This window comes from Streptomyces sp. NPDC047886 (assembly GCF_043204435.1).
In the GTDB taxonomy this organism is placed as follows: Bacteria; Actinomycetota; Actinomycetes; order Streptomycetales; family Streptomycetaceae; genus Streptomyces.
Map to the genome: position 1 here is coordinate 741,875 of NZ_JBIDCF010000003.1, position 20,302 is coordinate 762,176.

The window sequence follows — 20,302 nt, forward strand, 5'->3', positions numbered from 1 at the left end:
CACTGCGGTCCTGACGGGATTTGAACCCGCGGCCTCCACCTTGACAGGGTGGCGAGCACTCCAAACTGCTCCACAGGACCAGGTTTCGCAGCCGGACTTGCTGTTTGGCTGCGAGAGAGACTGTACAGCAGGTCAGACGGTCAGGTCGAACTCACTCAAGGCTACGGGCCCGTCACGGGGCGGCCGCGTCGATCGCCTTCACGATCCGCTTGTCCGAGACCGGGTACGCCGTGCCCAGCGCGTGCGCGAAGTAGCTGACGCGCAGCTCCTCGATCATCCAGCGGATGTCCCGGACCTCCTGCGGTACCGGCCGCCCCTTCGGGAGCTGCTCCAGCAGCCAGGCGTACTCGTCCTGCATCTCGTGGACCTTCTCCATGCGCGTGGTGTCCCGCTGCACGGACGTCGGCATCTGCTGGAGCCTGCGGTCCACCGCCACCAGATACCGCATCAGGTCCGGCAGCCGGCGCAGGCCCGTCTTCGTCACGAAGCCCGCCGGCATGAGGGCCGCCAGCTGCTCCCGCACGTCCTGGACGTTGCCGACCAGGGTCAGGCTGTTCGTGGCCTTCAGGCGGCGCTCACAGGCCTGCCAGGCGGCCAGGATCTGCTGCACCTGACCGACCGTCCGCACGGTGAGGTCGACCAGGTCGGCGCGGACGTTGTCGTACAGCTTCCGGAAGGACTCCTCGTCCCAGACCGGGCCGCCGTGGTCGGCGATCAGCCGGTCGGCCGCGGCGGTCGCGCAGTCGTCGAAGAGCGCCTGCACGGAGCCGTGCGGATTGCGGGACAGCGCCAGCTTCTGCTGGTTCGTCAGCTTGTCGGAGGCGAACTTCGCCGGGTTCACCGGGATGTTGAGCATGATCAGTTTCCGGATGCCCGGCCACATGGCCTGCGCCTGCTCGGCCTCGGTGTCGAAGAGCCGTACGGCGACGGTCTCGCCCTGGTCGACCAGCGCCGGGTACGCCTTCACCGGCTGCCCCGCGCGGCGCGTCTCGAAGACGCGGGTGAGCGTGCCGATCGTCCAGTCCGTCAGCCCCGTGCGCTCCAGCGACTGCCCCGATCCCGACGGGCCGGCGGTGGCGGCAGCGGCGGCCTTGGAGAGCGCCTGGCGGGCCTTGGGGCGCAGCCGGAGCTTCAGCGCCTCCAGATCCTTGTCCTCGGCCAGCTTGCGGCGCCGCTCGTCGACGATCCGGAACGTGATCTTCAGATGGTCGGGGAGGCGCGTGAGGTCGAAGTCGTCGGCCGACACCGGCACGCCCACCATCCGCTGGAACTCCCGCGCCAGGGTCGCCGTCAGGGGCTCCTGCCCCGGGACGGCACGCTCCAGGAACGCCTTCGCGTAGTTCGGCGCGGGCACGTAATGGCGCCTGACCGGCTTCGGGAGGGAGCGGATCAGCTCCGTGACGACCTCCTCGCGCAGGCCGGGGATCTGCCAGTCGAAGCCCTCGTCGGTGACCTGGTTCAGCACGTGGAGCGGGATGTGGACGGTGACACCGTCCGCGTCGGCGCCCGGCTCGAACTGGTACGTGACCCGGAACTTCAGCGGGCCCTGGCGCCACGAGTCCGGGTAGTCGGCCTTGGTGACCGCCCCCGCCTTCTCGTTGATGAGCATCTCGCGCTCGAAGTCGAGCAGTTCGGGCTCGTCCCGGCGCTTGTGCTTCCACCAGGAGTCGAAGTGCGCCCCGGAGACCACGTGCTCGGGGATGCGCCGGTCGTAGAAGTCGAACAGCGTCTCGTCGTCCACGAGGATGTCGCGGCGGCGGGCGCGGTGCTCCAACTCCTCGACCTCGGTGAGGAGTTTGCGGTTGTCGGCGAAGAACTTGTGGTGCGTGCGCCAGTCGCCCTCGACGAGCGCGTTGCGGATGAAGAGCTCCCGCGACACCTCGGGGTCGATCCGGCCGTAGTTCACCTTGCGCTGGGCGACGATCGGCACGCCGTACAGCGTCACCTTCTCGTACGCCATGACGGCCGCCTGGTCCTTCTCCCAGTGCGGCTCCGAGTACGTGCGCTTCAGCAGGTGCTGGGCGAGCGGCTCGATCCACTCGGGTTCGACCTTCGCGTTGACCCGCGCCCACAGCCGGGACGTCTCGACCAGCTCGGCGGACATCACGAACCGCGGGGGCTTCTTGAACAGCGCGGAACCGGGGAAGATCGCGAACTTGGCGCTGCGCGCGCCCAGGTACTCGTTCTTCGCGCCCTCCTTGACGTCCTTCATCCCGATGTGGGAGAGGAGCCCGGCGAGCAGCGACACATGGATCTGCTGGTCGGCCGCGTCGTCCTCGTTGAGATGTATGCCCATCTGCTTGGCGACCGTGCGCAGCTGCGTGTAGATGTCCTGCCATTCGCGAATGCGCAGATAGTTGAGGTACTCGGATTTGCACATCCGGCGGAAGGCCGACGAGGAGAGGGCCTTCTGCTGCTCGCGGATGTACCGCCACAGGTTGAGGAAGGCGAGGAAGTCGGAGGTCTCGTCCTTGAACCTGGCGTGCTGCTGGTCGGCCTGCGCCTGCTTCTCGGCGGGCCGCTCGCGCGGGTCCTGGATCGACAGGGCCGCCGCGATGACCATGACCTCGCGTACGCAGCCGTTCTTGTCGGCCTCCAGGACCATCCTGGCCAGCCGCGGGTCGACCGGCAGCTGGGCGAGCTTGCGGCCCTGCTCGGTGAGCCGCTTCTTCGGGTCCTTCTGCGCCGGATCGAGGGCCCCCAGCTCCTGGAGCAGCTGCACGCCGTCGCGGATGTTGCGGTGGTCCGGCGCGTCGATGAACGGGAACTTCTCGATGTCGCCGAGGCCCGCCGCCGTCATCTGGAGGATGACCGACGCCAGGTTCGTACGGAGGATCTCGGCGTCCGTGAACTCCGGGCGCGAGAGGAAGTCGTCCTCGGAGTAGAGCCGGACGCAGATGCCGTCGCTGGTACGGCCGCAGCGGCCCTTGCGCTGGTTGGCGCTGGCCTGGCTGATCCGCTCGATCGGCAGCCGCTGCACCTTCGTACGGTGGCTGTAGCGGGAGATCCGGGCGGTGCCCGGGTCGATCACGTACTTGATGCCGGGCACGGTGAGGGACGTCTCGGCGACGTTCGTGGCGAGCACGATCCGGCGGCCCGCGTGCGCCTGGAAGACCCGGTGCTGCTCGGCGTGCGACAGCCGGGCGTAGAGGGGGAGCACCTCGGTGGCGCGGAGCTTCTTCTTGATGAGCGCGTCCGCCGTGTCGCGGATCTCCCGCTCACCGGAGAGGAAGACCAGGATGTCGCCGGGGCCCTCCGCCTGGAGCTCGTCCACGGCGTCGCAGATCGCGGTGATCTGGTCGCGGTCGGACTCCTCCGAGTCCTCCTCCAGGAGCGGCCGGTAGCGCACCTCGACCGGGTACGTGCGGCCCGAGACCTCCACGATCGGCGCGTCTGCGAAGTGGCGCGAGAACCGCTCGGGGTCGATGGTCGCGGAGGTGATCACGACCTTGAGATCGGGGCGCTTGGGCAGCAGCTGGGCCAGATAGCCGAGCAGGAAGTCGATGTTGAGGGACCGCTCGTGGGCCTCGTCGATGATGATCGTGTCGTACGCGCGGAGCTCGCGGTCCGTCTGGATCTCGGCGAGCAGGATGCCGTCCGTCATCAGCTTCACGAAGGTGGCGTCCGGGTTCACCTGGTCGGTGAAGCGGACCTTCCAGCCGACCGCCTCGCCGAGCGGGGTCCGCAGCTCCTCCGCGACGCGCTCGGCGACCGTCCGGGCCGCGATCCGGCGGGGCTGGGTGTGCCCGATCATGCCGCGGACACCGCGCCCGAGCTCCAGGCAGATCTTCGGGATCTGCGTCGTCTTGCCGGAGCCCGTCTCACCGGCGACGATCACGACCTGGTGGTCGCGTATCGCCTCCAGGATGTCGCCCTTCTTCTGGCTGACCGGCAGCTGCTCGGGGTACGTGATCTCGGGCACCCGGGCCGCGCGCAGCGCCGTGCGGTCGGCCGCCTTCGCCGCCTCGGCGGCGATCTCGTCCAGCACGGCCTGCCTGGCCTCGGGCTTGCGGATGCGGCGGGCGCCTTCGAGACGGCGGCCGAGGCGGTGGGAGTCGCGCAGCGAGACCTCGGCGAGCAGCGTCTGGAGGTCGGCGAAGGAAGTAGACATACCGTGACCCAGGATCTCACCCGTGGCTCCGGAGTGGCGAACCCATTTCCCCGTACCATTTCGGGCGGGCCGACGCGCCGTGCGCCGACGCCGTGCCGCCCTGACGCCGTGCCGCTCCGGTGGGCCGCCGCCCCGCTGGGCTGCGGGCTCGGTGGGCAACCGGCCCGGTGGGCAACCGGCCCGGTGGGCAACCGGCCCGGTGGGCAACCGGCCCGGTGGGCCGCAGCCCCGCCCGTGACCGTGACCCCCGAAAGGCCCGCCCCATGTCCCGCGCCCCCGCCCGGTGGAGCCGCACCGCGGCGACCGCCCTGGTCGCGGTGGGCACGCTGCTGGCGCTGGCGGGACTGCTGCTGTGCGGCGGCGCGGGCGCCCCGGGCGTCCCGTACTCCGCTGCCGGTACGAGCGCGGAGGCCAGGGGAGGCACCCCGGTGGTTCACGGCCCGGTGACGGACATCGCGTCCGTGACGGACATCGCGTCCGTGACGGAGGCCGCGTCCGTGACGGAGGCCGCGTCCGTGACGGAGGCCGCGTCCTCGACGGAGACCGTCTCCGGCGGGACGGGCGGTACAGGCGGTACGCGGCCGCCGGGATGCGGTGACGACTCCCCGTCCGAGGACGGGGGGCTGCGCCCCGCGACGCCCCCGCGCGGCGGCTCGCCCGGCGAGCTGCTGCCCGCGCTGTCCGACGCACGGGCGGTGACGGGCGCGTGCGGCACGTACGACGCGATCCGGACCGTCCGGCCGGAGCGGGCGCCACCCCGGCTCGTACCGCCCTCCCCGATGGACCTGTCGATCCTGCGCGTGTAGCCGACCGGTGCGCCCCCGTACGCCCGGGGCGCCGACGGTCGCCTCCGAAACCTCCCCTCTTCCTCACGCGCAGGAGTTCCCATGCCCAGAACCCCGTCGAAGCCCAGCCCGAAGCCCCGCACCGCGTCCGGTCCCACGTCCTCGGCCAGGGCGTATGTCATCGGCGCCGGTGTCGTGGCCGCCGCCGCGCTGCTCGGCGTCGTCTCGTACACGGCGACCAAGCCCGCCGCCGAGCCGGGCGGCTCGGGCACGTCCGTCGCCGAGTCATCGGCGGAGCCGTCGGCCGGGGTCTACCCGGAGCTGGAGAAGTACGCCCGGCGCGACGCCCGGGACCCGCTCGCCCTGGGCCGTGCCGACGCCCCCGTCGTCCTGATCGAGTACGCCGACTTCGCGTGCGGCTACTGCGGCAAGTTCGCCCGTGACACCGAGCCGGACCTCGTGAGGAAGTACGTCGCGGACGGCACCCTGCGCATCGAGTGGCGCAACTTCCCGATCTTCGGCGAGGAGTCCGAGAGCGCCGCCCGCGCGTCGTGGGCGGCCGGCCGGCAGGGCCGCTTCTGGGAGTTCCACCGGGCCGCGTACGCCGAGGGCGCGAAGGAGAAGGGGTTCGGCGGGGACCGGCTGGCCGCGCTGGCGCGGGAGGCGGGCGTCCCCGACATCGACCGGTTCACGCGCGACCTGGACAGCGCGGCGGCCCGGCAGGCCGTCGGGAAGGACCAGGAGGAGGGGTACGCGCTGGGCGCGACGTCCACCCCCTCGTTCCTCATCAACGGGCGCCCCATCGCGGGCGCGCAGCCGGCGGAGGCGTTCACGTCCGCGATCGAAGCGGCGAAGCGTGCCGCCACGGCCGGTACGGCGGGCGCCACGGCCGGCGGCACGAAGGCGGGCCCGGAGCGGCCCGCCACCGCCCCGTCGGACGCGGGCGCGTCGGGAGCGGCCCGGTGACGTCGGGCATCGGCTACTTCGCCGCGCTCCTCGGCGGGCTGCTCGCCCTGCTGAGCCCGTGCAGCGCGCTGCTGCTGCCGGCGTTCTTCGCGTACTCGATCGACAGCCCGGCGCGGCTCGTCGCCCGTACCGGGATCTTCTACGCCGGGCTCGCCACGACACTCGTCCCGCTCGGCGCGGCGGGTTCCCTCGCGGGGCGTCTGTTCTACGGGAACCGGGACCTGCTGGTCGCCGTCGGCGGCTGGCTGATCATCGCGCTGGGCGTGGCGCAGATCCTGGGCCTCGGCTTCGCCTCCCGCAGGATGACCGAGGCGAGCGGCCGGATCCGCCCGACGAGCGCCGTGTCCGTGTACGCCCTCGGCCTGGTCTACGGACTCGCCGGGTTCTGCGCCGGCCCCATCCTCGGCAGCGTGCTGACCGTGGCGGCGCTCAGCGGCAGCCCGGCCTACGGGGGGCTGCTGCTGGCGGTGTACGCCCTGGGCATGGCCGTGCCGCTGTTCCTGCTGGCCCTGCTGTGGGACCGGTTCGAGCTGGGGCGGCGCGGCTGGCTGCGCGGCCGCCCGCTGCGGTTCGGCCCGCTGAAGCCGCACTCGACGTCGCTGCTCTCGGGCCTGTTCTTCCTCGTGCTGGGCACCCTGTTCCTGGCCTTCGACGGAACGACGGCCCTGTCGGGCCCGCTGTCGGTGGACGACTCGTTCGCGGTGGAGGAGTGGGTGTCAGACCTGGGCCGGGCGATCCCGGACTGGGCGCTGCTGATGGCCGTGGCGGCCGTCGTCGCGGTGGTCCTGGGCGTCCGGGGCTGGCGCCGCCGCGAACGCGCATGACAGTCGGCGGGACCGCGTAGGCCCCGCCCGTACGACCGCGGAGCACGCGGACGACCGCCTGAGCGAGAGCCGGACCCCGCCCCCTGGAGGACGGGCCCCGGCTCTCGCCCCTGGCGTACCGGTCGGCGCAAACGACGAAAGGCCCCGTCCGGAGACGGGGCCTTTCGGCTGGTGGCTGGGGCCGGGGTCGAACCGGCGACCTTCCGCTTTTCAGGCGGACGCTCGTACCAACTGAGCTACCCAGCCACGCGGACTCTTTCGAGCCGCAGCGGTCCTGACGGGATTTGAACCCGCGGCCTCCACCTTGACAGGGTGGCGAGCACTCCAAACTGCTCCACAGGACCAAACATCGTGCGAGCACTAGTCTCGCACAGGGTGATGCGTGCCCCCAACGGGATTCGAACCCGTGCTACCGCCTTGAAAGGGCGGCGTCCTGGGCCACTAGACGATGAGGGCTAAGGGCCCACCTGGGCGCTTCATCAGCGCGTCGGGGACGTGAGAAGCATATGGGATGCGGGGACGGTTCGCCAAAACGGTTTACGAGAGCGGTTCACGCGGGCGGTTCACGGGCGGCGTGGCGCGGGCGTCGGTGTGGGCGGGGTCGGGGTCGCGGCGGGTGGGGTGGGCTCCGGTGTGGTGGGGGTGGGCGTCGGTGTGGAGGGAGCGGGGGTCGGGGTCGGTGTGGAGGGGGTGGGCGTCGGTGCGCCCGGCAGGTTCTCGTCCGGGACGCGGCGGGCGACCTCGGCCGTGGTGAGGCCGAGACCGCCGAGGGTGATCTCGTCCCAGGCCTGGAGCATCCGGGTGTCGCGGTCGAGGTACAGGACGGACGCGTGGACCTTCTCCGGCTGATCGTTCTGGACGGCGCGCAGCCCGCCGCCGCCCGTGGAGCCCTCGATCTTCAGCCGGGTGCCGTTCGGCAGGGTCTCGTTCACCCGTCGGTGGACGTGGCCCGCGAGGACGAGGGGGACGGCGCCGTCGGTCTCGCGGGCGGCCACCGGGTTGTGGGCCACCGCGATGTCCACGGGCGTCCCCGCCCGCGCCTGCGTCCGCAGCGCGTACGCGAGGCTCCGGCCCGCCTCGCGCTCCGCGTCGTCTCCGGCGGCCACGACGGAGCGGTCCGGGGTGAACTGGGGGTCCCCGATCCCGGCGACCCTGAGGCCCGCGACCGTGACGGACCGCCCCCCGTCCAGGACGTGCACGTTCTTCAGGCCCTCCAGGTACCGCTGGGTGGTCCGCGAGTCGTGGTTGCCGCGCACCCACACGTACGGCGCGCCCAGGTTCGACGCCGGGTCCAGGAAGCCGTTCTCGGCGGCGCTGCCGTGGTCCATCGTGTCGCCCGAGTCGATGATCACGTCGATCCGGTACTGCTTCACGAGGGAGCCGATGATGTGCCACGCGGCCGGGTTGAGGTGGATGTCGGAGACGTGCAGCACCCGCATGGTGCTGGGGTCCGGCTGGTACGTCGGCAGGCTGGACGTCGCTTCGTACAGCTTGGTCACATTGGTGACGAGACGCGCCAGTTCCTTCTGGTACACATCGAATTCGGTGACGATCGACCGGGCGTTTCCCACCACGGACGGCGCGCTGGTCAGCAGCCCGGAGAACTTCGGCTCCAGGACGGACTTCGGGTTCCAGGTGGCGAACGCGGCGGTCCCCGACGCCGTTAGCAGGGCCAGCGCGAGACCGCCTGCGGCGAGCGCGTGGCGCGGCCGGCGGTAGACGGCGAGCCCGAGGGCGGTGGCGCCGGACAGGACGGCGACACAGGAACGTACGGCCAGCTCGCGGGTGCCGTTCGCGACGTCCCGGGTGATCTCCTCCTGGAGGCCCGAGAGGCGCTCGGGGCGGTCGACCAGGGCCTGCGCGCGGACCGGGTCGAGCTGGTCCACGTCCACGTCGAGGCGGATGGGCGCGGTGTGCGAGTCGAGCTCGAGGGCGCCCAGCGGCGACACGTTGATCTTCGTGCCGCCGGTGAGCGAGGGGCGCAGGGTCATGCTCGTGTCCATGGGCCCGACGGGGGTACGCACGCTGCCCACGACCAGCAGCCCGAGCCAGGCGCCGACCAGGACCACGGCCACCAGTCCGAGCGCGCGGGCGTAGGGGTGCGGGGTGCGTTCGGTGAGCGTGGTGACGGTGGCCGGGGTGCGGGGGCGGGTGCGGGTGCGCGTGCGGCTGCGGCGCAGCAGGCGGCGTACGGGGGCGTACACGGCGTGAACGACTCGGGCCATTGGTGCCGTATGCCCCGGTGTGCGGCGCGGTATGCCCGACCGGCCGCCCGTGCGGCCCGTGGATCGCCGGGGTGGCATCCGTGACAATGGCCACGTGCTGGAGATGACGCGCGAGGAGTTCGAGGAACTGGTCGCCGAGGCCCTGGACCGTATTCCGCCGGAACTGACTCGGCTGATGGACAACGTCGCGGTGTTCGTGGAGGACGAGCCGGCCGCGGACGACCCCGACCTGCTCGGCCTGTACGAGGGCACTCCGCTGACCGACCGCGGTGAGTGGTACGCGGGCGTGCTGCCTGACCGGATCACCATCTACCGGGGGCCGACGCTGCGGATGTGCGACTCGCGCGAGGACGTCGTCGCGGAGACCGAGATCACGGTGGTGCACGAGATCGCCCACCACTTCGGCATCGAGGACGCGCGGCTGCACGAACTCGGCTACGGCTGACCGGGTGTCGCGGCGCGCGGCGTCCGGGGCGCTGTCGGGCGTGTCTCTTGTGGGGGCTGGGGAGTTGGGCAGGAAAACCCGTTCCACCCCCTGTGGAGGTGCCCCCTGTGCGCCAGTTGCCCGCCCCCGTCCGATGGGCCGTCACCGCACTGGCGGTCGCGGTCTCCGCAGGCTCCGTCAGCGGCTGCATGAGCGTCGGCGACGACGCGACCCGGCCGCTGCCCGCCGAGTCCGTGGACCCGTCCGGCGCGGCGGCGGCCGAGGTGGGCAGAGACGCCGCCGCACCGGGCATCCGCCATGAGCCCCGTACCGGACACGACGCGGACGGCAAGGCGGAGGGTGAGGACGAGGACGGCGCGTCGGCCGAGCCCAGCGCCTCCGCGTCCGCGTCGACGTCCGCGCCCCCCGGCGGCGGCACGCCCGGGGCGCGGCCCTCGCCGCCGCACGGGCCCCCGGCGGGCGGAGGCGAAGGCGGGGGTACGTCACCGAGCGCGGCGCCCTCGTCCGACGACCCGAGCACCCCGCCGACAGATCCGTCGCCGAGCCCGACGCCGCCCCCTGACCCGACCCCGAGCGCGTCGGACTCGTCGCCGTCCGCTTCGCCCGCCGCGGACACCCGGACGCAGGCCCTCGGCGCGTCCGAGCGGGGCGGGAGGCGGTCGGAGCCGGCGGCATCACCGCAGGTGGCGCCCGCCTGACGTCACCGAGTTTGCGCTAAGTGGGGGAGGGTGCGTATGGTGGTAGATCGTTTGATCCCATTTGCCCGGCGCCACGACCGAAGAGCGCCGCGTGTGGCGCGTACTCTCCCTTGCCGTGGCTGACCGCATCGAGGCGGTCGTTTGACGAAACACGGAGTTGACGGGCGCGTGCCGAGACTCCGGAAGGTTTCGCATTTCGCATGTCCATTTTCAGTTCTGACCACGCCGTCGTGTCCGAGAACGACGAGATCGTCGTCGCCGACGAGGCGCTGGTCGAGGCCGTAGAGGAAGCCGTCGAGGCGGTCACCGTCGTCGAGGCCGAAGACACCACCGATGCCGCCGATGCCGTCGAGACCACCGATGCCGTCGAGGACGCGCACGACGACGCCGACGACGCCGACAGCCACGAGGCCGACGAGGCCGGTGAGCCGACCGTGACCTTCGCCGATCTGGGCCTGCCCGACGGCGTCGTCCGCAAGCTCGCGCAGAACGGTGTCACCACCCCGTTCCCGATCCAGGCCGCGACCATCCCGGACGCCCTGGAAGGCAAGGACATCCTCGGCCGTGGCCGTACCGGCTCCGGCAAGACCCTCTCCTTCGGCCTGCCGCTGCTGAGCCTGCTGGCCGGCGGCCACACCGACAAGAAGAAGCCCCGCGGCGTCATCCTCACGCCGACCCGTGAGCTCGCGATGCAGGTCGCGGACGCCCTGCAGCCGTACGGCGACGTCCTCGGCCTCAAGATGAAGGTCGTCTGCGGCGGTACGTCGATGGGCAACCAGATCTACGCCCTGGAGCGCGGCGTCGACATCCTCGTCGCCACCCCGGGCCGGCTGCGCGACGTCATCAACCGCGGCGCCTGCTCCCTGGAGCAGGTCCAGGTCGCGATCCTGGACGAGGCCGACCAGATGGCCGACCTGGGCTTCCTGCCCGAGGTCACCGAGCTGCTGGACCAGGTCCCGGCCGGCGGCCAGCGCATGCTCTTCTCCGCGACCATGGAGAACGAGATCGCGACCCTCGTCAAGCGCTACCTGAAGGACCCGGTCAACCACGAGGTCGACAGCGCCCAGGGCAACGTCACGACGATGACCCACCACGTCCTGGTCGTGAAGCCCAAGGACAAGGCGCCGGTCACGGCCGCGATCGCCGCCCGCAAGGGCCGCACCATCATCTTCGTCCGCACCCAGCTCGGCGCCGACCGTGTCGCCGAGCAGCTGCGGGACGCGGGCGTGAAGGCGGACGCGCTGCACGGCGGCATGACGCAGGGCGCCCGTACGCGGACCCTGGCCGACTTCAAGGACGGGTACGTGAACGTGCTCGTCGCCACCGACGTCGCCGCGCGCGGCATCCACGTCGACGGCATCGACCTGGTCCTGAACGTGGACCCGGCCGGTGACCACAAGGACTACCTGCACCGCTCGGGCCGTACCGCCCGTGCCGGCAAGTCCGGCACGGTCGTCTCGCTCGCGCTGCCGCACCAGCGCCGGCAGATCTTCCGCCTCATGGAGGACGCGGGCGTCGACGCCTCGCGCCACATCGTCGGCGGTGCCGGGGCGTTCGACCCGGAGGTCGCCGAGATCACCGGCGCCCGGTCCCTGACCGAGGTCCAGGCCGACTCCGCGAACAACGCCGCCAAGCAGGCCGAGCGCGAGGTCGCCGACCTGACCAAGCAGCTGGAGCGGCTGCAGCGCCGCGCCGTCGAACTCCGCGAGGAGGCCGACCGCCTGGTCGCCCGCGCCGCGCGCGAGCGGGGCGACGACCCGGAGGCGGCCGTCGCCGAGGTGACGCAGGCCGCCGAGGCCGAGGTCGAGGCGGCCGTCGCGGAGCAGCAGCAGCCCGCGCAGCCGGTGCGCGAGGAGCGGTCGTCGTACGAGCGCCGCGAGCGGCGTGACGACCGGGGCAACTTCGACCGCCGGGACCGCCGTGACGGCGACCGTGGCTTCGACCGTCGTGACGAGCGTCCGTCGGGTGGCGGCTTCCGCCGGGACAACGACCGCCGTGACGACCGTGGCGGTGACCGTCGTGACGAGCGTCCGTCGGGCGGCGGCTTCCGCCGGGACAACGACCGTCCGTTCAACCGCGACCGTCGTGACGAGCGTCCGTCGGGTGGCGGCTTCCGCCGGGACAACGACCGCCGTGACGACCGCGGCGGTGACCGTGGCGGTGACCGTGGTGGCTTCCGTCGCGACAACGACCGTCCGTTCAACCGCGACCGTCGTGACGAGCGTCCGTCGGGTGGCGGCTTCCGCCGGGACAACGACCGCCGTGACGACCGTGGCGGTGACCGTGGTGGCTTCCGTCGCGACAACGACCGTCCGTTCAACCGCGACCGTCGTGACGAGCGTCCGTCGGGCGGTGGCTTCCGCCGGGACAACGACCGTCCGTTCAACCGCGACCGCCGTGACGAGCGTCCGTCGGGCGGCGGCTTCCGCTCGGCCGGCCACGACCGCCCGTACGGCCGCCGTGACGACCACCGTGGTTCGACCACCGGTTCCTTCGGGCGCCGTGACGACAAGCCGCGCTGGAAGCGCAACGGCTGACACCCAGTAACACCCGGACCCGTGAGCCGATACCCGATCGGCTCACGGGCTTCGGCGGGCTATGCTCGGGGATGACCCGTCGAGGGCCCTTAGCTCAATTGGCAGAGCAGCGGACTTTTAATCCGTTGGTTGTGGGTTCGAGTCCCACAGGGCCTACCAGGTCGAAACGCCGAGAGGCGGTTGTCGACCAGGGGGTTCGTGCCCCGGCTGCTTTTCAGCGGCCGGGGCACTCGTGCGTCCGGGGCCGTGCCGGGCGGTGTGGTGCCGTGGGGAGATCCATGCCACATCGGCCCCGGCGGTAAATGGTGAACGGTCGTGCTCCGGATGGCGTAAGGTGGTGTTCACCGACGCGGGGTGGAGCAGCTCGGTAGCTCGCTGGGCTCATAACCCAGAGGTCGCAGGTTCAAATCCTGTCCCCGCTACTGAAGACGAAGGCCCGGTGCATTGCGCACCGGGCCTTCGTCGTATTCCCGGGTTCTCCCGTGGTCTTCCCCGTGGCCTGCCCGTAGCTTCCCCTGGCTTCTCCCTGGCTTCCTCGAGGTCTCGCCCCCTGGCTTCTCCCTGGCTTCCTCGAGGTCTCGCCCCCAGGCTTCTCTCTGGCTTCCCCCTGGCTTTCCGGTCGGCCGCTCTGGCTTTCCGGTCGGCCGCTCGGCGGATGGTCGGCGGCTGTGCGGCGCGGCTAAGGTCCGGCCGGATGCGGCGCGGTTACCGTCCGCAGCCGTAGGGACGGCAGGGGAGCACGAGTGGCGCAGCGAGCAGGGTCCGGCGGCCAGGACGGCGGCAGCGGCGGCCACGGCCACGGCCACGGCCACGACCACGGCAGCGGCGGCCACGGCGACGGTGGTGCCGGTTCGGGGGCCGGGGGCGGTGGAGGTGGTGCCTGGACGCGGAGGCTCGTCCGTGTGCTGCCCGCCCTGCTGATCGTCTGCGGTGTGGTCTACGACTGGGCCACCCCGCCGCCCTTCACGGCCGTGCCGTTCTTCGTCGCCGCCCCGCTGATCGCCGCCTCGCTGTTCGACCAGGTGCGGACGCTCGTCACCGGTCTCTTCGCCGTCCTGGCCATCGTGGGCCCGCATCAGCTCTACAGCCCGCTGGAGCGGGGGCCCGCCGTCACCGAGATCCTCACCGTGATCACGGTCGCGGCCCTCGCGGTGCTCATCAACCGGGTCGTACGCCGGGGCAGCGAGCGGCTCGCGTCGGCCCGCGAGATCGCCGAGACGGCGCAGCGGGCGGTGCTGCCGACGCCCGCCGAGCGGATCGGGGGACTGCGGGTGGCAGCGCGGTACGAGGCGGCGCAGGCGGACGCGTTCATCGGCGGCGACCTGTTCGCGGTGCAGGACACCCCGCACGGGGTGCGGCTGGTGGTCGGCGACGTGCGCGGCAAGGGCATGGGCGCCGTGGAGGCGGTGGCCGTGGTGCTCGGCGCGTTCCGGGAGGCGGCCGAGCAGGAGAGCTCGCTGGAGGCGGTGGCCCTGCGGCTGGAGCGGGCGCTGGCCCGGGAAGGCACGCGACGCGACGGGCTCGATGTCTTCGAGGGGTTCACCACCGCCGTACTGGCCGAGATTCCGCACGGCGACGGCGTGGTCCGGGTGGTGAACCGGGGCCACCCCGAGCCGCTGCTGCTGTACGCGGACGGGGGCGTCGGTGCGGTGGAGCCGGCCGAGCACGCGCTGCCGCTGGGCATGTCGGAGCTGGCGACCTGGCCGGACCGGGCGGACGAGGCGCCGTACCCGCCGGGTACGACGCTGCTGCTCTACACGGACGGGCTGACCGAGGCGCGGGACGCGCGGGGCACCTTCTATGATCCGGCCGCGCGGCTGGCGGGGCGGGTCTTCCCGGAGCCCGAGGCGCTGCTGGACGCTCTCGTGGAGGACGTACGGCGGCATACGGGCGGCGGCTCGACGGACGACATGGCCCTGCTGGCGGTCACCCGGCCGGGCCCACGGCATGCGGGGGCCGAGTGACCACTCTCTGTGAGTGAGAGGCACCCCTCCGCATAACATTTGACGCACGGTCAGAAACTGCGTGGTCGGAGAATGTTTCTGAGGTCAGGTCAACTCGCCCGATTGCGCCCGATTGTGCCCCGGTTAGTCCAGGCCAAGGAGTGTTAATGATCAGTAGGAACGGCTTGGAATCCGGCGCCCGCGTCTATTAACGTTCGATAACGCAGCGCGGTCGTCCCAGCCGTCGCCAGAGACGGCGCCGTGCGCGTACGCCGAATTCCGCAAGGGAACCGGGGAACCACCACCTTGGGGTGAATCGGGTCGAACCGACCCGTAGGAGACCTTCCTGCTCCGAACCCGTCAGCTAACCCGGTAGGCGAGAAGGAAGGAAAGGAGTGCGCCTCCGTGGCGTCCAACAGGCCTGCCCCCGAAGCGTCTTTCGACCCGCCGTTCCAGTACTTCGGGTCCTACGGTCCTTCGGGAGGTGCGGGCGGTCCGGACACCATGGGCACGGACACCGTCGTCGGTGAATGGAACCCGACCGAGGAGACCGTCCGCCCTGTCCGGGGCCGGCACCGCGTCGCCAAGCAGCGCGGCGGCCTCGCCCGCAGCTCCACCGTCCTCGGCGTCGGTGTCATCGCGGCGGTCGGAGCGGGTGGCATAGCCACCGCGCAGGACAAGCCCGCGATCTCCATCTCGCTGCCCGACCTGCCGGACGCCTCGTCGCTGCCCGGCGTCGGCTCCCTGATATCCGGCGACGACACCGACGGGTCCGGGGCCGGGAGCGACGGCAACACCGCCCCCCTCACCGCACTCTCCCTCGCCGCCCCCGCCGACGGCACCGATGAGCAGAGCGCCGCCGCGGACAGGGACGCCGGGGCCGGCGAGGCGCTGCGCGCCCGCATCCTCCAGCAGGCCGAGCAGCAGCAGGCGTCCGCCGACGCCGAGGCGAAGGCCGCCGCCGAGCAGGCGGCCGCCGAACAGGCGGCGGCGGAGGCGAAGGCGCAGCAGACCGCCGCTGAGAAGGCGGCCGAGGAGGAGCGGAAGCGGCTGGAGGCCGAGGCGGCAGCCAAGGCCGAGGCCGAGCGGCTGGCCAAGCTCGCCGCGAGCTACGCCCTCCCCACCTCCTCGTACACGATCACCTCGACGTACGGCCAGGCCGGTTCGATGTGGTCCTCCGGCTACCACACCGGCCTCGACCTGGCCGCCCCGACGGGCACGCCCGCGAAGGCCGTGCACGGCGGCACCATCAAGTCGGCCGGCTGGTCAGGCGCGTACGGCTACCGGATCGTCCTGGAGCTGGAGGACGGCACCGAGATCTGGTACTGCCACCTCTCCTCGATGACGGTCAGCGCGGGGCAGACGGTCACCACCGGCGAGACCATCGGACGGGTCGGCGCGACCGGCAACGTCACCGGTCCGCATCTGCACCTGGAGGTCCACACGGCGGGTGGCGGGGGCATCGACCCGCTGGCGTGGCTGCGCGGCAAGGGCCTCACGGTCTGACGCAGCAGCCTGGCGCACTCACGGTCTGAACGCAGCAGCCGGGCTCACTCACGGTCTGACGGAGCCCGGCTCACGGTCTGGCGGAGCCGTCCGGTCGGGGCCGTGGGTCGAATCCCGGCCCCGGCACCCGCGTCCGGCCCCGGCACCCGCGTCCGGCCCCGGCACCCGCGTCCAGCCCCGGCCCCGCTTCGGCTCGGTCCTGGTCCCCGCGTCCAGGCCCGGCCCCATGAATCCCGGCAGCCCCGGCGGTACACCCCCCGACGCCAGGGCTGCCGGTCCGTCCACCGGTCCGCCTACCGCTGCCGGTACGGGTTGTAGCCGCCGTAGTCGCGGTGCGGGGGCGGCGTCCATACGCGGCCGATCGCACGCGCCGCGTACGTGAGCGACGGGCCGGCCACGTCCTTGCGCTGCCACAGGTGGTGCAGCAGCTCCTGTTCACGGGCGGCGAAGTCCTGGCCGACCGCGCCCCGGCGCGCCCGGTGGCGCAGGAACGCCAGCGACGTCGCGAACGTCTCGTACTCCACCACCGCCCGTGCCGCCGCCGGGCCGAACGTGCGCCGCGCGTAGTCCCGGGCCATGCCCCGCGCCCGCATGGAGGCCAGCGCGAGGGGCTCGGCGGGCGAGAGCCAGCCGGCGGCGGCGTACGCGGGCAGTTCGGCCGACACGGTGCGCAGTTCACGCTGCCGGGTCCAGACGGCCAGCCAGGTCAGCAGCCCGAAGGCGGGCACCATGAACGCCCCGTACACGGCGAAGAACCCCCACGGCCCGAACGTGGTCGAACCGTTCCACAGGGCGTGCACCCCCATCGCCAGGAGCAGTCCGAGCGCCGGCAGCAGGGCCCGCAGTACCTTGCCGCGCCGGGCGGCGAGCGCGGCGGCGATCCCGAACCCGATGCCCGTGCACACGGTGAACAGCGGATGCGCGAACGGCGACAGCACGATCCGTACGAAGAAGGTCGCGGCCGTGACGGACTCGATTCCGGACGTCCCGAACTCCTGGTCCTCGTCGAAGGCGTTGCCGAGGTAGAGGATGTTCTCGGTGAAGGCGAACCCGGTCGCCGTGAAGCCGGCGATGACCACGCCGTCGACCAGCCCGGTGAAGTCCCGGCGGCGGAAGAGGAAGATCAGCAGAATCGCGGCGGCCTTCGCGCTCTCCTCGACGACCGGGGCGACGACGGTCGCGCCGATCGTGTCCGCCGAGGCCGGATCCGCGGTGGCCACGGCTATCCAGCGGGTCGCGAACGTGTTGGCGATGATCGCGACGAGCGCGGCGGCGAACGCGCCCCAGGCGAACGCGAACAGCAGGTTCTTCCACGGGCCCGGATCGACCCGGTCGAGCCAGCGGAACGCCGCCATCAGCAGCGGTACGGGCAGCAGCGCGAGCCCGAGCCCCACCAGGAAGCCCTGGGTTCCGGTCTGTTCACGGACCAGGGCGAGGATCACCAGCGCGCACAGGGCCAGCACGATGATCACGGTTGTCGCCCGCACCACCTTGCTGCGCCACAGGCGGCGGGGCTTGTAGCGCCAGCGGGCGCGCTCGGGTACGGCGTCGAACGACGGTTCGGCTTCGTACGCGGGAACAGCCGGTTGCGCGGGCGGGGCGGCCGGTTCCGATGGTGGCGGGGCGGCCGGTTCCTGTGGTGGCGACGCGGCCGGTCGCGTCGGTGGGACGGCCGGTCGCGGTGGCGCGTGCTGCGGTGACGGCGGCGGGTGCTGCGGTGACGGCTCGGACACCAGACGACCCTAACGAGGACCACTGACAGCGCGCGACGGTGTTCCACGCCGGGTGGGCACGACACGTGCGGCCGTCGCCCGGAACCCTTTGCTCCGGCTCAGCCGCGGCGGAACAGCAGGTCGTGGACGACGTGACCCTTGTCCAGGCCCTGTCCCTCGAACCGGGTGAGCGGCCGGAAGTCCGGGCGCGGGGCGTAGCCGCCGTCGGGCACGGTGTTCCGGAAGTCCGGGTGCGCGGTCAGCACCTCCAGCATCTGCTCCGCGTACGGCTCCCAGTCCGTCGCGCAGTGCAGGACCGCCCCCGGCTTCATCCGGGTGGCGACCAGGCTGAGGAACTCCGGCTGTATCAGCCGCCGCTTGTGGTGCCGCTTCTTCGGCCACGGGTCGGGGAAGTAGACGCGGACACCGTCGAGCGCGTCGGGCGTCAGCATCTCCCGCAGCAGGATGATCGCGTCGCCGTTGGCCACCCGGACATTGGTCAGCCCCGCCCGCTCGGCGAGACCCAGCAGGTTGCCCTGCCCCGGGGTGTGCACGTCGACCGCGAGGATGCCGGTCGACGGGTCGTCGGCGGCCATCCGCGCGGTGGCCTCGCCCATGCCGAAGCCGATCTCCAGCACGACCGGGAGCCCGTCGAACAGCTCGGCGAGGTCCAGGGTGCGCTGCCCGTCGATGTCCAGCCCCCAGGCGGGCCACAGCCGGCGCAGCGCGTCGCCCTGCCCGGGTGTGACCCGGCTGCGGCGCGGCTGGAAGCTCCGGATGCGGCGCTCGAAGTGCGACCCGGCGGGGTCGGGCGACGGGCCGGTGCCGTCGGGGAACATACGGCTCCCCCGGCGCGCACGCGCCTGCGCCCTGTCGGGGGCGGCGGTGTCGACGTCCGGGCGCGTCGGGCCGTCGACCAGCGGCTTCGGGCCGTCGGACAGGGGGGCGGGGGACGCGGTCAGCGCGGTTTTCTCGGACACAGTGGGTCCAATTCTACGGAGCCCCCGCCGAACCCCCGACGGATCCGCTTCCGACCTCTTCCGATCTCTTCTGATCTCTTCCGATGTCTTCCGACGGCCAGGAATGGCACCGGCACCGGCCTGGGACCGGCCGGCCCCGCCAGCGGTCGGGACCGGTCGACCTCGGCACCGTCCTCGGTACCTCCTTGGCACCGGCCCTCGGCGCCCGGTTTCGGCATCGGCCCTCGGCACCGTCCCCGGCGCCCGGTCCGGTGCCGGGCTCACGCTTCGGCCTGCGCCCGGGGCCGCCGGTCCAGGTGGGCCAGCGCCCTGCGGGCCACCTCCCGCCCGATCGGGAGCGACGCGGTCGCGGCGGGCGACGGGGCGTTCAGCACGTGGACCGTCCGCGGGGCCTCCCGGATCAGGAAGTCGTCCACGAGGGTGCCGTCCCGCAGCACCGCCTGGGCGCGGACTCCGGCCGGGGCGGGGCGCAAATCCGCCTCCTCCACCGCGGGCAGCAGGCGCCGCACCGCCTCCGTGAACGCACGCTTGGACATCGACCGGTGTATCTCGCCCGCCCCGTACCGCCAGTGGCGGCGGGCTATCCGCCAGGTGCCGGGCCAGGAGAGGGTCCCGGCGAGGTCCCGGGGTTGTACGACCAGCGGCCCGTACCCCTCGCGGGCGAGCGCGGGCACGGCGTTCGGCCCGACGTGGACGCCCCCGCCGATGCCGCGGGTGAGATGCACGCCCAGGAACGGGAAGGCCGGGTCGGGCACCGGATAGACCAGGCCGCGCACCAGGCCGGGCCGGTCCAGGTCGTAGTACTCGCCCCGGAACGGCACGATCCGCACCCCCGGGTCGTCGCCCGCCAGCCGCGCCACGGCGTCGCAGTGCAGCCCCGCGCAGTTCACGAGCACCCGCCCGCGCACGACCGATCCGGCGGCCGTGCGGACCGCGACGCCCCAGGGGCGCCGGTCGACGGCGGTGACCCGCGCCCCGTACCGGACGTCCGCGCCGGAGGCCTCGGCGAGCTGCGCCGCCACCGCCCCGTAGTCGCAGATGCCGGTCGTACCGACATGGATCGCGGCCAGGCCCCGCACCTCGGGCTCGTACTCGGTGATCTGGGCCGGGCCGAGCTCGCGCACCGGGATGCCGTTCTCGCGGCCGCGCTGGACGAGGGCGTGCAGCCGGGGCAGCTCCGACCGCTCCGTGGCGACGATCAGCTTGCCCGTGACCTCGTGGGGCAGCCCGTACTCGGCGCAGAACTTGACCATCTCGGCGGCGCCGCGCACCGCGTACCGCGCCTTGAGCGAACCCGGGCGGTAGTAGATGCCGCTGTGGATCACCCCGCTGTTGCGGCCGGTCTGGTGGCGGGCGGGTCCCGCCTCCTTCTCCAGCACGATCACGCGGGTCCCGGGCGCTGCGCGCGTCAGTGCGTACGCCGTCGACAGGCCGACGATCCCGCCGCCGATCACCAGCACGTCACAGTCGAACACGTCACCGCCGTACCCGGACACCTGTGCCACCTCCCACCCCAGATAGTGCACTGGCCCACTGACAATCCTGTTAAACCAGGTGGGACACGTGAACG

At 72.4% G+C, this 20,302-nt stretch carries 13 protein-coding genes, 6 tRNA genes and 1 riboswitch; of the genes, 10 read left to right on the top strand and 9 right to left on the bottom strand.

The window, feature by feature from the left end; genetic code table 11:
- Window positions 1-5: 5 nt before the first annotated feature.
- Together ACGF5U_RS14935 and hrpA are read right to left on the bottom strand one after the other, a co-directional pair.
- Window positions 6-80: transfer RNA gene (locus ACGF5U_RS14935), tRNA-Asp, on the bottom strand.
- A gap of 92 nt (window positions 81-172) precedes the next feature.
- The gene (hrpA, locus tag ACGF5U_RS14940) at window positions 173-4,111 is read right to left on the bottom strand and encodes an ATP-dependent RNA helicase HrpA (RefSeq protein ID WP_392718312.1); all 3,939 of its coding nucleotides are present in this window, start codon (window positions 4,109-4,111) and stop codon (window positions 173-175) included.
- Between the two features lie 263 nt (window positions 4,112-4,374).
- Here hrpA and ACGF5U_RS14945 point away from each other — a divergent pair, with 263 nt between their 5' ends.
- The 3 genes from ACGF5U_RS14945 to ACGF5U_RS14955 all read left to right on the top strand — a co-directional run bounded on the left by ACGF5U_RS14945 (window position 4,375) and on the right by ACGF5U_RS14955 (window position 6,686).
- Window positions 4,375-4,917 carry a hypothetical protein gene (locus tag ACGF5U_RS14945; RefSeq protein WP_392718314.1) on the top strand — a complete coding sequence of 181 codons (543 nt, stop codon included), beginning with the start codon at window positions 4,375-4,377 and terminating at the stop codon, window positions 4,915-4,917.
- A gap of 81 nt (window positions 4,918-4,998) precedes the next feature.
- The gene (locus ACGF5U_RS14950) at window positions 4,999-5,862 is read left to right on the top strand and encodes a DsbA family protein (protein ID WP_392718316.1); all 864 of its coding nucleotides are present in this window, start codon (window positions 4,999-5,001) and stop codon (window positions 5,860-5,862) included.
- Window positions 5,859-6,686 carry a cytochrome c biogenesis CcdA family protein gene (locus ACGF5U_RS14955; protein WP_392718318.1) on the top strand — a complete coding sequence of 276 codons (828 nt, stop codon included), beginning with the start codon at window positions 5,859-5,861 and terminating at the stop codon, window positions 6,684-6,686. The genes ACGF5U_RS14950 and ACGF5U_RS14955 overlap by 4 nt, the downstream gene beginning before the upstream one ends.
- A 169-nt stretch (window positions 6,687-6,855) precedes the next feature.
- Here the strand turns inward: ACGF5U_RS14955 and ACGF5U_RS14960 are convergent.
- The 4 genes from ACGF5U_RS14960 to ACGF5U_RS14975 form a co-directional block, all read right to left on the bottom strand.
- Window positions 6,856-6,932, bottom strand: a tRNA-Phe gene (locus tag ACGF5U_RS14960).
- A gap of 23 nt (window positions 6,933-6,955) precedes the next feature.
- Window positions 6,956-7,030 (bottom strand) — tRNA-Asp (locus ACGF5U_RS14965).
- A gap of 39 nt (window positions 7,031-7,069) precedes the next feature.
- A tRNA-Glu gene (locus ACGF5U_RS14970) sits at window positions 7,070-7,142 on the bottom strand.
- A 107-nt stretch (window positions 7,143-7,249) separates the two neighbouring features.
- Window positions 7,250-8,911, bottom strand: a complete 1,662-nt coding sequence (locus ACGF5U_RS14975) for a metallophosphoesterase (protein ID WP_392718320.1) — start codon at window positions 8,909-8,911, stop codon at window positions 7,250-7,252.
- A gap of 94 nt (window positions 8,912-9,005) precedes the next feature.
- Here ACGF5U_RS14975 and ACGF5U_RS14980 point away from each other — a divergent pair, with 94 nt between their 5' ends.
- From ACGF5U_RS14980 to ACGF5U_RS15010, 7 genes are all read left to right on the top strand, one after another.
- Window positions 9,006-9,356: a metallopeptidase family protein gene (locus tag ACGF5U_RS14980; RefSeq protein WP_392718322.1), complete on the top strand. Its 351-nt coding sequence runs from the start codon at window positions 9,006-9,008 to the stop codon at window positions 9,354-9,356.
- Window positions 9,357-9,463: 107 nt separating this feature from the next.
- Window positions 9,464-10,054, top strand: coding sequence for a hypothetical protein (locus ACGF5U_RS14985; protein WP_392718324.1), 591 nt, complete (start codon window positions 9,464-9,466; stop codon window positions 10,052-10,054).
- Window positions 10,055-10,254: 200 nt separating this feature from the next.
- Window positions 10,255-12,591, top strand: coding sequence for a DEAD/DEAH box helicase (locus ACGF5U_RS14990; protein WP_392718326.1), 2,337 nt, complete (start codon window positions 10,255-10,257; stop codon window positions 12,589-12,591).
- Between the two features lie 83 nt (window positions 12,592-12,674).
- Window positions 12,675-12,750, top strand: a tRNA-Lys gene (locus ACGF5U_RS14995).
- A gap of 189 nt (window positions 12,751-12,939) precedes the next feature.
- Window positions 12,940-13,013, top strand: a tRNA-Met gene (locus tag ACGF5U_RS15000).
- A gap of 321 nt (window positions 13,014-13,334) precedes the next feature.
- Window positions 13,335-14,555 (top strand): PP2C family protein-serine/threonine phosphatase, encoded by a 1,221-nt coding sequence (locus tag ACGF5U_RS15005; protein WP_392718328.1) that lies wholly within the window; start codon window positions 13,335-13,337, stop codon window positions 14,553-14,555.
- Window positions 14,556-14,794: 239 nt separating this feature from the next.
- Window positions 14,795-14,928, top strand: a riboswitch (cyclic di-AMP (ydaO/yuaA leader).
- Window positions 14,929-14,939: 11 nt separating this feature from the next.
- Window positions 14,940-16,040: a M23 family metallopeptidase gene (locus tag ACGF5U_RS15010; protein WP_392718330.1), complete on the top strand. Its 1,101-nt coding sequence runs from the start codon at window positions 14,940-14,942 to the stop codon at window positions 16,038-16,040.
- 293 nt (window positions 16,041-16,333) lie between these two features.
- On the opposite strand, the gene ACGF5U_RS15015 is transcribed toward ACGF5U_RS15010, so the two are convergent.
- The 3 genes from ACGF5U_RS15015 to lhgO all read right to left on the bottom strand — a co-directional run bounded on the left by ACGF5U_RS15015 (window position 16,334) and on the right by lhgO (window position 20,228).
- Window positions 16,334-17,773 carry a PrsW family intramembrane metalloprotease gene (locus tag ACGF5U_RS15015; RefSeq protein WP_392718332.1) on the bottom strand — a complete coding sequence of 480 codons (1,440 nt, stop codon included), beginning with the start codon at window positions 17,771-17,773 and terminating at the stop codon, window positions 16,334-16,336.
- Window positions 17,774-17,871: 98 nt separating this feature from the next.
- The gene (gene trmB, locus ACGF5U_RS15020; RefSeq protein ID WP_392718348.1) at window positions 17,872-18,591 is read right to left on the bottom strand and encodes a tRNA (guanosine(46)-N7)-methyltransferase TrmB; all 720 of its coding nucleotides are present in this window, start codon (window positions 18,589-18,591) and stop codon (window positions 17,872-17,874) included.
- 401 nt (window positions 18,592-18,992) lie between these two features.
- Window positions 18,993-20,228, bottom strand: coding sequence for an L-2-hydroxyglutarate oxidase (gene lhgO / locus ACGF5U_RS15025; RefSeq protein WP_392718350.1), 1,236 nt, complete (start codon window positions 20,226-20,228; stop codon window positions 18,993-18,995).
- Window positions 20,229-20,302 lie beyond the last annotated feature (74 nt).